Here is a 13,391-nt window from a genome sequence, read left to right on the forward strand (position 1 = left end):
GAGAACCGCCGAGGATGCGCTGAATGGAAGACCGTTGGATCCGGAACCGCCGGATCGAGGATCGCCAAGAACCGCCGGATCGAAGACCGTTGAATTTCAAGGACCGCCGCATGAATGACGAGCAACGCGCCCTGCAACTGCACATCCGCCTCGCCCTGGGCGTGGTGGACGCCTTCGACGCCCAGGCCGAGGTCGAGCGGCGGGTGGAATTCCTGGCCGAACTGCTGCGCACCACCGGCGCCCGCGCCCTGGTGCTGGGCATCAGCGGCGGGGTCGATTCCCTGACGGCGGGCTGCCTGGCGCAGCGGGCCGTGGAACGGGTGCGCGCGCAGGGCGGGGACGCCCGCTTCGTGGCCATGCGGCTGCCCTATGGCGTCCAGCTCGACGAGGCCGACGCCCAGGCGGGCCTGGCGGTGATCCGGCCCGACGAGACCCTGGCCGTGGACGTGCGCCCGGCCTCGGACGCGATGCTGGATTCGGTGCGGGCTTCCGGCCTGGCCTTCCGCGACGCCGCCCAGCAGGATTTCCTGCACGGCAACATCAAGGCCCGCCAGCGCATGATCGCGCAGTACGCCGTGGCCGGGGCGCGCGGCGGGCTGGTGGTGGGCACCGACCACGCCGCCGAGGCCCTGATGGGCTTCTTCACCAAGTTCGGCGACGGCGCGGCCGATGTCACGCCGCTGGCGGGGCTGAACAAGCGCCGCGTGCGGGCGCTGGCCGCCGCCATGGGCGCTCCCCATGCGCTGGTGTTCAAGGTCCCCACGGCCGACCTGGAACTGCTCAAGCCGCTCAAGCCCGACGAAGAGGCCTTCGGCGTCAGCTACGAGCAGATCGACGATTTCCTGGAAGGCCGGGACGTCGCGCCGGAAGCCTTCGACATCATCGTGTCCACCTGGCGGCGCAGCGCCCACAAGCGCGCCCTGCCCATCGCCCCCTGAGATCCCGGCCCCGGGATCCCGCTCGGGCGTCCCGCGGGGCGGCCGGCGAAGCGGGGCGGCCGGCCTGAGGCTGGACGCGGCCGGCCCGGCGGCCGCTCAGGCGGACGTTCAGGCGGCCGCGGCCATCGCCCCGGCCGCGATCTCGTAGGACCGCAGGCGGGCCGCGTGGTCGTGCATGTTGCAGGTGATCATCAGCTCGTCGGCCCCGGTGCGCGCCACGAAGGCGCCGATCTGCGCGGCGACGGTGTCCGGCGAACCGATGGCGGCGCAGGCCAGGATCTGGTCCAGCAGCGCCCGGGCGGGCGGCGGCAGGGATTCCAGGTAGCCCTCGACGGGGCGCGGCAGCAGCCCCGGCCGGCCGGTGCGCAGGTTGACGAAGGACTGCTGCCAGGAGGTCGCCAGGAAGCGCGCCTGATCGTCCGTGTCGGCGGCGAACACATTGAAGCCCAGCATCACGTAGGGCCGGTCCAGGTGGCGCGAGGGCCGGAAATGGCGCCGGTACAGGGCGATGGCGTCCATCATCTGCGCCGGCGCGAAATGCGAGGCGAAGGCGTAGGGCAGGCCCATCAGGGCGGCCAGCTGCGCGCCGAACAGGCTGGACCCCAGGATCCAGACCGGCACCCTGCAGCCCGCGCCGGGCACGGCGCGCACCGGTCCGCGGCCCTCGAAATAGTCCATCAGCTCGGCCACGTCGCGCGGGAAGGCGTCGGGATCCGAATCCAGCGTGCGGCGCAGCGCCCGCGCGGTGGCCTGGTCCGACCCGGGCGCCCGCCCCAGGCCCAGGTCGATGCGGCCGGGATACAGGGTTTCCAGCGTGCCGAACTGCTCGGCGATCACCAGCGGCGAATGGTTGGGCAGCATGATGCCGCCCGCGCCCACGCGGATGCGCGCGGTGGCCGCCGCGACGTGGCCGATCAGCACGGCGGTGGCCGCGCTGGCGATGCCGGGCATGCCGTGGTGTTCCGCCATCCAGTAGCGCCGGTAGCCCAGGGATTCGGCGTGGCGGGCGAGGTCGGCGGTGTGGGCGTAGGATTCGGCCGCGCCGCCGCCTTCGGCGATGGGGGCCAGGTCCAGGACGGAGAACGGGATCGAAGTGCGCGTCATGCGGGTTCCGGCAGATTGATGAGGGTTTGCTGCATCAGCGCCACCGGCGTCTTCTCGCCCGCGCTCAGGGCGTAGACGTCGATCTGGGCGATGGTCAGCGTGCGGCCCGCGCGGACGACCCGGCCGACGGCCTCCAGGGATTCGCCCTGCGCGGGGGCCAGCAGGTTGATCTTGAATTCGACCGACAGCACCGTGTGGCCCAGCGGCGCGCGCGTCATGGCGGCGAAGCCGCCGGCGGCGTCGGCGATCGCGGCCGTCGCGCCGGCGTGGAAATAGCCCAGGTGCTGGGTCAGGTCGGGGCCGTAGGGCAGGTGGACGTGGACCCGGCCCGGGGCGACGTCGCCCAGGCGCGCGCCCAGCTGGCGCATCAGGCCGGAGCGGTCGAAGCTGTCCCGGATGCGGGCGTGCAAGGCGGCGGAGTCCGGCGTGTCGGGCGCGGCGTTCTGTGGCGTCATGAGCGGTCCTGTATAGTCGTCAATCGCAAGAATCCAGAGATCGGAAGCAATCCCCGCAGTGTCCTACGATAAGCCATTTTCTCCCATGTCCCAACACGACCCGGCCCGCGCGCGCGGCCGCGCGTCCGGGCGGCCCGGGCCGGGCATCGGCCTGGCGGTCGGCCTGGCCGTGGCCGCCATGGTCAGCGTGCAGACCGGCGTGTCGCTGGCCGTGCCGGTGATCCACGACTACGGCGCGCTGTCCACCTCCGGCCTGCGCCTGTGCTGGGCCGCGCTGGCGCTGCTGCTGTTCGTGCGCCCGCCGCTGCACCGCTACGGTGCCGCCCAGTGGCGGGCGGCCCTGGTGCTGGGGACGGCCATGGCCGTCATGTCCCTGGCCTTCTTCCTGGCGATCGAGCGCCTGCCCCAGCACTTGACGGTGGCGCTGGAGTTCTGCGGGCCGCTGGCGGTGGCGGCGCTGGGCGCGCGCGGCTGGCGCGCCCTGGCCTGGCCGCTGCTGGCGGCCGTCGGGATCGGGCTGCTGGTGTCGGGCGACGCCCACGCGGCCGGCGGCGCCGATCCGGCCGGCATCGCCTACGCCCTGCTGGCGGCGGCCGGCTGGGGCGTCTACATCGTCATGATGAAGAAGATCGGCCCCGCGTTTCCCGGCCTGCAGGGCCTGACCGTCTCGCTGGCGGTCGCGGCGCTGCTGTCCCTGCCCTTCGCGGCGGCCGAGGCCGGCACGATCCTGTTCCCCTGGCGGCAGCTGGCTTTCACGGCAGGGCTCGCGGTGCTGGTGCCCCTGGTGCCCTACATCTTTGAAATCACGGCCCTGCGGCGCATGCCGGCCGCCATGTTCGGCGTGCTGATGAGCCTGGAGCCGGCCGTCGGCGCCGCGTCCGGCTGGATCTTCCTGGGCCAGGGCATGGGCATCGGGCAGATGCTGGGCACCGGCCTGGTGGTCGCCGCCAGCGTGGGCGTCGTGCGGGCAGGGCGCTAGGAGATCGCATTTCGTTCCTGGTCCGGAGGGCCCGAGCCGCTTCAGTGCTGTCGGCCGGACCTTCGCCGTGTCCCCCGCGCGAAGCATGGAACTTTCGGGGCGTTTTCGTTACTCAGCCCCGATCATGTCCCCCGGAGCTCGGGGGGTCTCACAGAGGCCCGACCTTTTTCATGCGATTCCCGCTGGTTCCAGCTTTTCTGTTCAGCCTGCTGATTGCGGTCTGCCTGTCCGCAGGCGCCTGGATGACCGAGGGTTCGCTGCTCAAGGCGTATCGCGGCATCCTCGAGTCCCGCTTCGCCATTGCATTGGACCGGACCGCGGAAGGCGCCATGCATGCCGCTTCGCTGGGGGTGAGCCTCGAGAGCCAGGAAGGCACACTGGGCGCCGCCCTGCGACGCGAACGCGCCCTGGATGCCGATATCCTGGGCATGTCCGTCCAGGATGCGCGTGGCCGGAGCCTGTATGGGGACGGCCTTTTGCCGGAGCCCGCATCGCCCGGCACGCTCGGACGGGACCTGATCGACGATCTCGGGTTGCCGGCCGGGCGGATCCTGTTGCGCTACGACACCCGCGCCCTGGAGATCCCTTCGGTGGAAATCCGCCAGGCAATGCGCGGACATGCCGTGCCCATTGTGGCCGGCGGCGCCTTGCTGGGCTTCCTGGCAGCCTGGGCGCTGCGGGTCGGCCGCGACGGGCGAGGCAGGCTGCGGCTGCCCCTGATGCTGGCGTTCATCCTCGGGGGCGGCCTGTTCCTGATGGATCATCAGGCCCTGCGCATCATCGACCGTACCTTGAATCCGTTGATCGAGACCAAGGTCGAGTCGATCGGCAATGGCGCCCGTTCCCTGATCGACAAGGCGTTGGACCTGGGGATCCCGTTCGACCAGCTGCAAGGGGTGCCCGAATATTTCGAGTCGCTGCGACGGCATTATCCGGAACTAGAGCGGGTCGAGCTCAAGGTGGTGCCACCCGGCGGAATCGACGCGGCGGCGGTGGGAAAAAGCCTGTGGCTGCCGATCTCTGCGCGGGGAAACGCTGTGGCCGTCCTGGAAGTGGTGCCCGACAACCGCCATGCGGCCGCCCAGATCCATGGCCTGCTGCTGGATACGGCCTTCCTGGGCCTGGTTGCACTGCTGATCGGTTTCGAACTGCTGTCGCTGCTGACGCAGACGAGCGCCTTCCGGAATGCGCCCGAGGCGGCCGGCACGGGTGCCGTCCGGACCCTTCCGGCAGGGCAGGTTCGGGGTGTCCTGTTCATCTTCATGATGGCCGAGGAGCTGAACCGCCCCTTCCTGCCCAGCCTGACCCATGCACTGCTGCCTGGAGGCGCCGGTCATGCGCCGTTGCTCGTCAGCCTGCCGATCGTCATCTTCATGGCGATCGTGGCCCTGGGGCAGATTCCGATGGCGCTCTGGTCCGAGTCGCTGGGCCGGCGCCGGGGGTTGATGCTGGGCGCCGGCGTGGCGGGCATCGGCTACGGACTCTGCGCCTTCGCCGATTCCTATTCGGGCTTGCTGCTGGCTCGTGCTTTCAGCGCGCTGGGCTTCACGCTGGTTTTCACGTCGGCGCAGGGATACATCGTCGACCAGGCCGACCCCGGCGCCCGCACGGCGGGGCTGGCCATCTTCATTCGTGCCATTCTTGCCGCGGCCCTGTGCGCCCCGCCCATCGGTGGTTTCCTGGCCGAATATTTCGGCAGCGGTCCTGCATTCCTGGCTGCGGCCGGCTTGTGCCTGATCGCCTTGTGCCTGGCGCGAGTCATGATGTCCGCAACACGGCCACATGACCGGCTGCACCGTGCCCGCCTGGCGCCCGGGGCGCTCGGGGAAACCTGGCGCATGCCCGGCCTGCGGTCCCTGTTGCTGGGATGCGCCGTGCCGGCCAAGCTGATCCTGTCGGCCCTGTGTTTCTTTCTGGTGCCGCTCATCCTGGAGGCAGATGGCTATTCGCTGTCCAGCATCGGCCGTGTCCAGATGATCTATCCGCTGATGATGGTCCTGTGCGTCCCGCTCTTCGCCCGCTGGGGCGAGGCGCCCCGGCAGGACGCCCGGCCTCGCAAGATCGTCCTGGGCGGGCTCATCGCCGGCCTGGGTGTGCTGCCGGTCTTGTTCTGGCCCGGTCTGGGCGCCATCGTGGCCTTCCTGTTCCTGCTGGGGCTGGGGCAGGCCCTGTCGATCACACCCCAGTCGTCCATGATGGCCAGCTACGCCCACCATGGGCATGGCCGTCATTCCGCCCAGGTTCTCGGGCTGTTCCGCCTGGTCGAGCGCAGCGGATCGGCCGCAGGCCCGGCCCTGGCAGGTGCGGCGATGGGCCTGCTCGGCCCGCCCGCCACACTCATCTTGTTCGGTTTGTTGACCACTGGCGGCGCCCTGCTCTACGGTTATGGGCAGTGGCGCTCCGCTTCCGATGCCTACGGCAGTCTCCCATGAATGTTCCTGCTCCTTTTTCACGCATCCGCCGGCGCCTGTTGCGCGCGGCCTTGTCCACCGGCCTGCTCGGGGGAGCTGCGCCCTGGGTGGCGCGGGCGGCAGACCGGCGCCGCATCCTGATGATCACCTACCGGGGCCGCACCGAAGTCGAAGACGGTTTCCTGGAATACCTGCGCGCGCAGGGCAGGACGCCGGAGATCATCCAGCGCGACGTCGGGCAGGACGTCCGTCGGCTGCCCGCCATCCTGGATGAGATTCCCCGCCTGGCGCCCGACCTGATCTATACCTGGGGCACGCCCGTGACCCTGGGCGTGGCCGGCACCTGGCAGGATCCCGATCCGTCCGGCCGCGTCGGCAGCATTCCCGTGGTCTTCGCCCTGGTAAGCGCGCCGGTGGCCGCCGGCATCGTGCCATCCCGCACGCAGCAGGGCCGCAACGTCACCGGGGCCGTGCACGTGGTGCCCACCGAAACCCAGGTCAGGGCCATGGCGGCATACAGGGAATTCAGCAAGGTCGGCCTGCTGTATTCGACCACCGAACCCAACTCGCGCGCGGTCGCGGCCGAAATGGACGCCCTGTGCGCCGCCACGCACCGCACGGCCATTCACCGTCATTTCGGGCTGGATGCGGCAGGCCGTCCCACGGCCGGTGGGCTCGAACGGCTGATCGCCGAATTGCGGGAAGAGGGCGCCGAATGGTTCTACCTGGTGCCCGATACCTTCCTGGGCACGGTCTATGACCGGGTCATTCCCGCCAGCATCGAACAGCGCTTGCCGACGTTCGGGGTGACGGAGCTTGCCGTCCGGCAGTTCTCGGCCCTGACCGGACTGATCAGCCGCTATCGCTCCGTCGGACGGCTGGCTGCGGTGCAGGCCGAGGCCATCCTGTATCAGGGCGTGTCCGCCGACCAGATTCCCATCGAGGCCCTGAAGCGCTTCGCGCTGCTGATCAACCTGCACACGGCCAAGGCACTGGGGGGCTTCTACCCGCCCATAGAAATGCTGAACTACGCCGACGTGATCACCCGGGCCCCTGCGTCGCTGACGGGGAATATCGGATGAACTGCAGCACGTCCCTGCAATTGGATTGGCGCATCCTCGGTCCGGCGGATCTCGACCGGATCGTCGATCTGCATGGGCGGGCGATCCGGGGCATGGGTCCCGACCAGGTCCGGCCCGAACGCCCGGAGTTCTTCGCCGCGCAGCTGGATGGGGGTGGGAAGATCATCGGCGCCTGCGGTATGGATGGATCCCTGGTAGCCTATGGCGTGCTGCAGAATGGCCCCGATCCGGGGACACGGCCGGATCTCTGGCTGGGCTGGCCCGATGATGCGCGGGTCCAGAAACTGGCCGGGGCTTCGGTTGCCGAAACCCACAGGGGGCGGCGGCTGCAGTGTGAGCTGATTCGCCGCCGTATCGAATTGGCCCATCCCGACGCCTATCTGTATGCCACGGCGGCGCCGTCGAATCCGGCCAGCTGGCGCAGCCTGATGCTCGAAGGTTTTGAGATCCGTCTGGTGCGCCGGGTCTATCAGGACTCGTTGCGCTACATCCTGGCCCGCCGTGCGCGTACGGTGGTTCCGTTCGCCGAGGGGGCGGATGGAACCGTCACCCGCCCCTTCGACGACCTGCCGCTGCACGAACAGGAACGATTGCTGTCGCAGGGGTGGCGCGGCCGGCTCCTGGGGCGGTCCGGTTGCGTGCTCGTGTCCCCGGAGGCCGTGGCGCCATGACGACCGTACCGTATGCCGATATGCCCGTGATGGAGATCGACCTGGGTCGTCTGGTCCGCAACTGGCAGGCCGTTCGCGAGCACTACACGGGGACCGATCTCGGCGCCGTGGTCAAGTGCGATGCCTACGGACTGGGGCTGGAGCCCGTCGTTGCGACGCTGTCGGCCCAGGGTTGCAGGCAATACTGGGTGTTGGGCTACGACGAAGCCTGCCGCGTGCGTGCATTGGCACCGGATGCCGAGGTCTTCATTCTCAGCGGCTTGCGCGGCGCTTCCGCGCAGGACTGCCTGGCGCGGCGCCTGATTCCCGTGCTCAACGACCTGGAAGAAATCGCACAAGCGCGACGGGCAGGCGCCCTGACGGTGGCCGTTGCGTTGGATACCGGGTTGGGGCGTCTCGGCCTGAAGCCCGATGCGGTGGAGCGCCTGAAGGCGCAGGAATGGGCCCCGCTCCGGGTACGGGCCTGGATCACCCAGCCGGCCAGCTTCAGCACTCCGGAAGACTCGGCCCGCCAGAGCCTGCACGATCGCTTCCTTGAACTGATCGCTCCCTTGCCGCCCGCAGCCCGCTGCCTGGCGATCTCGGCGAGTGTCTTTGCCTGCCCGGGGCATCATCTCGACATGGCCCGCGTGGGCAGTGCGCTGTACGGCGTGGACACGACGCCTGCCCGGACCCTGCCCCTGCTGCCCGTGGCCAGGGTGCGGGCGCCTGTCCTGCAGGTCGCCGACCTGCCCGCCGGGGCCGAGATCGGCTACGACCGTCAATACCGCTGCCCGACCCCCATGCGGGTCGCCACCCTGTGCATCGGCTATGCCCACGGCCTGCCCTATGCCTTGATGAACCGGGGCGCCGTGTATTTCGGTCCGCATCGGGCGCCCATCGTGGGCGGCATTTCCATGGGCCTGACCAGCGTGGACGTCAGCGGGCTGCCTGACGGCCTTGCGGCGCCCGGGCAGTGGGCCGAGATCTTCGGCGAACACCAGCGGCTCGAAACCCTGGCGGCGTTGGCCGGCCTGCCCGCCAACGCCTTGTTGAGCGCGGCCGCCGCCGGCTGCGGCAGGCGCTATCATGCCGCTCGTCCTGACCGGACTCCCGTATCCCGCCTGTCGGAAAGCCTGCCATGAGAACGCCTCTGCTCCTGATCCTCGCCCTGGCCAGCTGTGCTCTGGCTGCCGTGTTCGGCGCGACCGTGCTGACCGTGCGCATCGAGCAGCAAGCCATCGACCAGACGCTCAGGGCGCACGAGGAATACGTGCTTGGAAGCCTGCGCAGCACCATCGAGACCAACCTGACCCTGGGGCTGGCGCTCGAACAAAACTCGGGTCTGCAACGGCTGATCGAGCGGGAGAAGTCCGGCATGCCGGATATCCGGGACATCAGCATCTACGGCGCCCGCGGCCAGGTGCTCTACAGCACGGACCTGGGCAAGCGGGGCGGCGCCATTCCGGCCGGCTGGATCCAGGAATCCAGAGACAATGGAACCTGGTGCGTCAATGATCCGCACGTGCGCCGCTGCGGCGCAGTGCTCCAGGACGAGCTGGGGCGTACGGTCGGTGGCCTGATCCTGGTGGTGCCGCATACGGCTCAGGCCTACAGCCTGCAGGCCTGGCTGGCGCGCGGGCTGCCCACGCTGGCGCTGGCGGTGCTGGCGGTGCTGGTCGCGGGCCTGGGGGCGATCTGGCTGGCGCGCCGCCGCCTGCGGCCGTTCCTGTGGGCCGGCATGATCCTGAAGGGCGAGGCGCCTGCCCTCGATGACCGGGATCCGCTGGTCGCTGCCGCCCGGCGGGCCAGCGAGCGCCATCTGGCCAATCTGCAGGCCCTGGGCCGGCAGCGGCAGCAGATGAAGGAGTTGGATCATGCCGATTGACCAAGGCATCCGTGCTTGGCTGCGCGATGCAGCCGGCGGTTTCCTGATCGTCGCGGTCGCGGCCGGGTTGGCAAGCGGCATTCTTCTCGGACGCCTGCAGGATACGGTGGCATCGGCCGTACAGGAGCAGGCCAGTGACCTGGCCTCTTCGGTCGGGCGTTCCCTGGGTCGGCAGTTCGTCCGAGCCGGCCAGCTGGGCATCCCGCTCGACGCCATCCCGGTGATCAGCCGCAGCCTGCAGGGTACGCTCGATCACGTGTCCCAGCTGACACACATCGAGCTGACCAACCCCGACGGCAAGGTGCTGGGATCCGCCCGGCGTTCCGGCGCAAGCTCATCGGCGGCCGTGCGCACGGAACTGAATGTCGGTTCGCAGCGGATCGGCACCCTGAAGATCGAGGCAGCGCCTCCCGCGTTGGGGGGGGCATACACGGCCTTGCTGACGTGCATGCTCTGGCTGTTCCTTCCCCTGGCCCTGCTGGGCGGGTTGTGCAGCGCACTCTACGGCGCCCATCTCAGGCGGCATCGGCGCGCCTTGCTTGCCCTGCTCGAGACGGATCCCGATGACCTCATGCCGCCGCCCCCGGGGCCCCGTCCCGAGCCGCGGGACATTCTCGGTCAGGCCTGGGACGGCCTGCAGACGATGGCGGCCCGCGCGGCGCAGCAACGGGCCGACCTGGCGCATGAAGCCGAGTCCTTGCTGGCAGTCGATTTCGACGGACGGGTGCGGCCCCGTCTCGAGGCCCTGGGCGTCCTGCCCCCGAAGCCCGCGCCGCGCGTGCAGATTGTGCCGCCCCGGCGCGGCTGGCGCCTGTCGCTGCGCTTGCGCCTGACGTTCATCATCGCCCTGGGCTTCGCCCTGCTGATCGGTTCGCTCTCGGGTCTGCAGGCCCTGAGAGAACACCTGCTGCGGCAGCAGGCCGCCAATCTCGGGCAGGAAGATCAGACCGCCCTCTGGACTCAGTTCATGATGTCCCAGACGCTGGACATTGCCGGCAGATTGCATTCCCTGACCCCCAGGCTGAGCACGGCCGGCGATCCCGTGAAGGCGCTGCGCGAACAAGTGCCTTCGCTGGACTACCTGGCCCTCGTCGACCCCAATCGCCAGGTGTATGTCCTGCAAGGTGCCACCACCGATGTGGCGCCGCTGGACGCCGGAACGCTGGACGATGTCCTGGCCGGGGGGAAAGCCAGGGGGTTGAGCAATCTGGATGGCGGCACGACCTTGCTGCTCGCGGCTCAGACCATCCATCTGCGGGGCGACGACTGGGCGCTGATCGGAGGACGCACACTGGATCGAGCCGTGCAGCAGATCGATCCGCTCAGGGACGACGACCGCTACAGCATTCATTTCCTGGATCCCAGGGGGCGCCTGGTAGCCAGTACCGGGCGCAGCCAGTGGCTGCGCGTCGATCCGGCCTTGTCCGGGCAGGATGCGCAATACCGGTTCCTGGAAGACCAGGGAAAAATCCTGCTGCTGACGTCGACGCCGGTCGCCAGCATTTCGGGCAGTGCGGGCGGTGTGCTCCTGTCGCTCAAGGACGTCACATCCCTGATGAAACCCAGCCTGACCCTGGGCCGGCTGACATTGTGGCTGGCGGTGGGTCTGGCCATCCTGGGGCTGGTGCTGATCCATCGGATCATCTGGCGCAGCTTCCGGCCATTGCAGGATTCCCTCGAGATCCTGGACGAACTCAGCGGGCCGCGGGATGATGCAGGCGGCCGCCCGGCGGCGGGACGGCAGGACGAGATCGAACGCCTGGGCCACAGCATCGTTGCTTTCCGCCACAAGACGCTGCAGTTGGCACGCGATCAGGCCCAGCAGGCACGTATCCGCCGCCTGCACGAAGCCGTCATGGCCGGAGAGTTGCGTGCGCTGGCCGATTCGATGGACTCGATCAGTCGCCAGGAGGTCCAGGCGCTGATTGGTCGCCAGGGCGACGCGGCCGATGAGGGCGGCGGCCTGAGACGCCTGGCCGAGGTGATGGGCGATCTGCGCCACCGGCTGGTCGAGCAGCACCAGCGGCTGTCCCACATGGTGATCGAACTGCGCGATGCCCTGATCTCGAAGACCAAGCTCGCGGGGCTGCAGCAGGAGCTTCAGATCGCCAGCGCCGTGCAGCTCAGCATCCTGCCGCGTACCATGCCGGACGATCCTCGCATGGAGATCGATTGCCGGATATTCCCGGCGCGCGACGTGGGCGGAGATTTCTACGATTTCTACATGCTCGACGAACATCATCTGGGATTCGTCATCGCCGACGTGTCCGGCAAGGGCATCCCCGCGGCACTGTTCATGGCCATCTCGCGCACCTTGCTGAAATCCACGACACGCTTCGTGCGGCGGCCGGCGGAGTGCGTCCAGCGCGTCAATGCGCTGCTGGCGGCGGAAAACGAGCAGATGCTGTTCGTGACATTGTTCTACGCGACCCTGGACCTGCGTACCGGACGGCTGGATTACGTCAATGCCGGCCACCATGTGCCGTGGCTGCTCGATGCGCATGGAGAATTGTCGGCCGTGGCGCCGACACACGGCATCGCCGTGGGGATCGAGGAGGACATCGCCTATACCCAGAAGACCCTGTATCTGAAGCCGGGCGACCTGCTGTACCTGTATACGGATGGCATCACCGAAGCCTTCAATCCCGACGGCCAGGTTTTCGGCGAGGAGAGGTTGGCCAGCCTGCTGCGCGCGCAGCCACGGGATGTGCCGCTGAATGTCCTGACCGATGCGGTGATCGCCGACGTGCGCGCGTTCGAGGACGGTACCGATCCGACCGACGACGTCACCAGCCTGTGCCTGCGATATCGGGGTTGATTCCGAAGCGGGCGCCGATGCGGCGTCAGGGTTTTTTCATGACCAGGGTCAGGCAGTTCCAGCCATCCTGGCGCCGGTAGTCGAGTCCATCCAGGTAATGCCGCATCAGCCGCATGCCGTGCCCGCCGACGCGGGCTTCGTCCAGGCAGGTCACCAGCGGGGGCGGCTCGTCCGCCGTGGGATCGTAGGGCCGGCCGTTATCGCGCAGTTCGACCCTGACGCAGGTATCGTCCGCCTGGCATGAAACGGTGATGGCCGGCGTGCCTGGCCCGGGCGGGGTGAAGGCATAGGACACCACATTGGTCAGCGCTTCGTCCAGCGACAGGGCCAGTCCGAAGGCGATGCGGGCGGGCCAGTCCAGCCGCCCAGCCAGGCCCTCGATCCATTGCAATGCGAGCGGCACTGCACTCATGTCGGCTGGCAGGTCAAGCATGTCGCGGCTGTCGGTCATGGGATATCCGGTGCGGACCGACAGGTTACTGAGGCACGTCGCCCCGGATGCGTGCGGCAATATCGGTGGCCGCTTCGGCCGACGGCACCTCGAAGGCCAGGATGCCGCGGTCCAGCACGCTGGAAATGCGAGGAGCGGCGACTAGCTCGCGGCCGATGACCAGGGCCAGCAGATTGCCGATGTTCTGACGGCTGACGGCGCTGAGCCGTTCGGCGCCTGCAGGCGTCAGTCTCAGGCCGACGAAATGTCCGCCCTGACGGTCGGAGAGAGCAGCCGCCTCGGTCAGGTCCTCGCGGGCGAGGATGGGGCGGGCATGCAGGTAGACCGTGCCGTCCGGTACCGGGACGGCAACCAACCGGTCGCCGGGAGCCGATTGCGCGAGATAGATGGCGACCGGCTGCACGACGCGGGTGGCATCGGTGCCCGTGCTTGCGGCGGCGTGGGTGGCGGTCGATGCGGATCGGGAGGCTGATGGAATGTTCTGGCATCCCGCGAGGGCCAGCAGGACGGCCAGCAGGACGGGCGTTGAGTAGCGGGTGTTCAAGTGCATGGTGGTGGCTTGGATGGCCTGGCAGGTGGAAACCGTCAGCCGCATGAGTGCCGCCCTGATGGAAT

At 69.0% G+C, this 13,391-nt stretch carries 12 protein-coding genes; 8 read left to right on the forward strand and 4 right to left on the reverse strand.

Annotated features, from left to right (window positions below; translation table 11 throughout):
• Positions 1-110 precede the first annotated feature (110 nt).
• Positions 111-938, forward strand: coding sequence for an ammonia-dependent NAD(+) synthetase (nadE, locus tag BN940_RS03805; protein WP_043685776.1), 828 nt, complete (start codon positions 111-113; stop codon positions 936-938).
• A 108-nt stretch (positions 939-1,046) separates the two neighbouring features.
• Here the strand turns inward: nadE and BN940_RS03810 are convergent, their stop codons facing one another.
• On the reverse strand, positions 1,047-2,042 hold the full coding sequence (locus tag BN940_RS03810; protein WP_043680306.1) for an LLM class flavin-dependent oxidoreductase: 996 nt from the start codon (positions 2,040-2,042) through the stop codon (positions 1,047-1,049).
• Positions 2,039-2,497 (reverse strand): PaaI family thioesterase, encoded by a 459-nt coding sequence (locus BN940_RS03815; RefSeq protein ID WP_043680309.1) that lies wholly within the window; start codon positions 2,495-2,497, stop codon positions 2,039-2,041. The genes BN940_RS03810 and BN940_RS03815 overlap by 4 nt, the downstream gene beginning before the upstream one ends.
• A gap of 85 nt (positions 2,498-2,582) precedes the next feature.
• On the opposite strand from BN940_RS03815, the gene BN940_RS03820 reads away from it, so the two are divergent.
• The 7 genes from BN940_RS03820 (at position 2,583) to BN940_RS17825 (ending at position 12,325) form a co-directional block, all read left to right on the forward strand.
• Positions 2,583-3,476 (forward strand): EamA family transporter, encoded by an 894-nt coding sequence (locus tag BN940_RS03820; protein ID WP_084330499.1) that lies wholly within the window; start codon positions 2,583-2,585, stop codon positions 3,474-3,476.
• A gap of 170 nt (positions 3,477-3,646) precedes the next feature.
• Positions 3,647-5,908 carry an MFS transporter gene (locus tag BN940_RS03825; RefSeq protein WP_043680312.1) on the forward strand — a complete coding sequence of 754 codons (2,262 nt, stop codon included), beginning with the start codon at positions 3,647-3,649 and terminating at the stop codon, positions 5,906-5,908.
• Positions 5,905-6,969, forward strand: coding sequence for an ABC transporter substrate-binding protein (locus BN940_RS03830; RefSeq protein WP_084330500.1), 1,065 nt, complete (start codon positions 5,905-5,907; stop codon positions 6,967-6,969). The genes BN940_RS03825 and BN940_RS03830 overlap by 4 nt, the downstream gene beginning before the upstream one ends.
• The gene (locus BN940_RS03835; protein WP_043680318.1) at positions 6,966-7,640 is read left to right on the forward strand and encodes a hypothetical protein; all 675 of its coding nucleotides are present in this window, start codon (positions 6,966-6,968) and stop codon (positions 7,638-7,640) included. The genes BN940_RS03830 and BN940_RS03835 overlap by 4 nt, the downstream gene beginning before the upstream one ends.
• The gene (locus BN940_RS03840) at positions 7,637-8,764 is read left to right on the forward strand and encodes an alanine racemase (RefSeq protein WP_043680320.1); all 1,128 of its coding nucleotides are present in this window, start codon (positions 7,637-7,639) and stop codon (positions 8,762-8,764) included. Before BN940_RS03835 ends, BN940_RS03840 begins: the two co-directional genes overlap by 4 nt.
• Entirely contained in the window at positions 8,761-9,507 is a 747-nt protein-coding gene (locus BN940_RS03845; protein ID WP_043680323.1) for a cache domain-containing protein, read from the forward strand. Before BN940_RS03840 ends, BN940_RS03845 begins: the two co-directional genes overlap by 4 nt.
• Positions 9,497-12,325, forward strand: coding sequence for a PP2C family protein-serine/threonine phosphatase (locus BN940_RS17825; protein ID WP_052355587.1), 2,829 nt, complete (start codon positions 9,497-9,499; stop codon positions 12,323-12,325). Before BN940_RS03845 ends, BN940_RS17825 begins: the two co-directional genes overlap by 11 nt.
• Positions 12,326-12,350: 25 nt before the next feature.
• Here BN940_RS17825 and BN940_RS03855 read toward each other — a convergent pair whose 3' ends face one another.
• Positions 12,351-12,776: an ATP-binding protein gene (locus BN940_RS03855; protein WP_043680326.1), complete on the reverse strand. Its 426-nt coding sequence runs from the start codon at positions 12,774-12,776 to the stop codon at positions 12,351-12,353.
• A 25-nt stretch (positions 12,777-12,801) separates the two neighbouring features.
• A complete protein-coding gene (locus BN940_RS03860; RefSeq protein WP_242404262.1) occupies positions 12,802-13,371 on the reverse strand; it encodes a SecDF P1 head subdomain-containing protein in 570 nt (189 codons plus the stop codon).
• Positions 13,372-13,391 lie beyond the last annotated feature (20 nt).

It is taken from the genome of Castellaniella defragrans 65Phen, assembly GCF_000612685.1.
GTDB lineage: Bacteria > Pseudomonadota > Gammaproteobacteria > Burkholderiales > Burkholderiaceae_B > Castellaniella > Castellaniella defragrans.

What these genes read in the sequence shown, in the direction of transcription:
- nadE (WP_043685776.1), top strand. Translation starts at nt 111, where the DNA reads ATGAATGACGAGCAACGCGCCCTGCAACTGCACATCCGCCTCGCCCTG.
- BN940_RS03825 (WP_043680312.1), top strand. Translation starts at nt 3,647, where the DNA reads ATGCGATTCCCGCTGGTTCCAGCTTTTCTGTTCAGCCTGCTGATTGCG.
- BN940_RS17825 (WP_052355587.1), top strand. Translation starts at nt 9,497, where the DNA reads ATGCCGATTGACCAAGGCATCCGTGCTTGGCTGCGCGATGCAGCCGGC.
- BN940_RS03835 (WP_043680318.1), top strand. Translation starts at nt 6,966, where the DNA reads ATGAACTGCAGCACGTCCCTGCAATTGGATTGGCGCATCCTCGGTCCG.
- BN940_RS03830 (WP_084330500.1), top strand. Translation starts at nt 5,905, where the DNA reads ATGAATGTTCCTGCTCCTTTTTCACGCATCCGCCGGCGCCTGTTGCGC.
- BN940_RS03855 (WP_043680326.1), bottom strand. Translation starts at nt 12,776, where the DNA reads ATGACCGACAGCCGCGACATGCTTGACCTGCCAGCCGACATGAGTGCA.
- BN940_RS03820 (WP_084330499.1), top strand. Translation starts at nt 2,583, where the DNA reads ATGTCCCAACACGACCCGGCCCGCGCGCGCGGCCGCGCGTCCGGGCGG.
- BN940_RS03840 (WP_043680320.1), top strand. Translation starts at nt 7,637, where the DNA reads ATGACGACCGTACCGTATGCCGATATGCCCGTGATGGAGATCGACCTG.
- BN940_RS03810 (WP_043680306.1), bottom strand. Translation starts at nt 2,042, where the DNA reads ATGACGCGCACTTCGATCCCGTTCTCCGTCCTGGACCTGGCCCCCATC.
- BN940_RS03845 (WP_043680323.1), top strand. Translation starts at nt 8,761, where the DNA reads ATGAGAACGCCTCTGCTCCTGATCCTCGCCCTGGCCAGCTGTGCTCTG.
- BN940_RS03860 (WP_242404262.1), bottom strand. Translation starts at nt 13,371, where the DNA reads ATGCGGCTGACGGTTTCCACCTGCCAGGCCATCCAAGCCACCACCATG.
- BN940_RS03815 (WP_043680309.1), bottom strand. Translation starts at nt 2,497, where the DNA reads ATGACGCCACAGAACGCCGCGCCCGACACGCCGGACTCCGCCGCCTTG.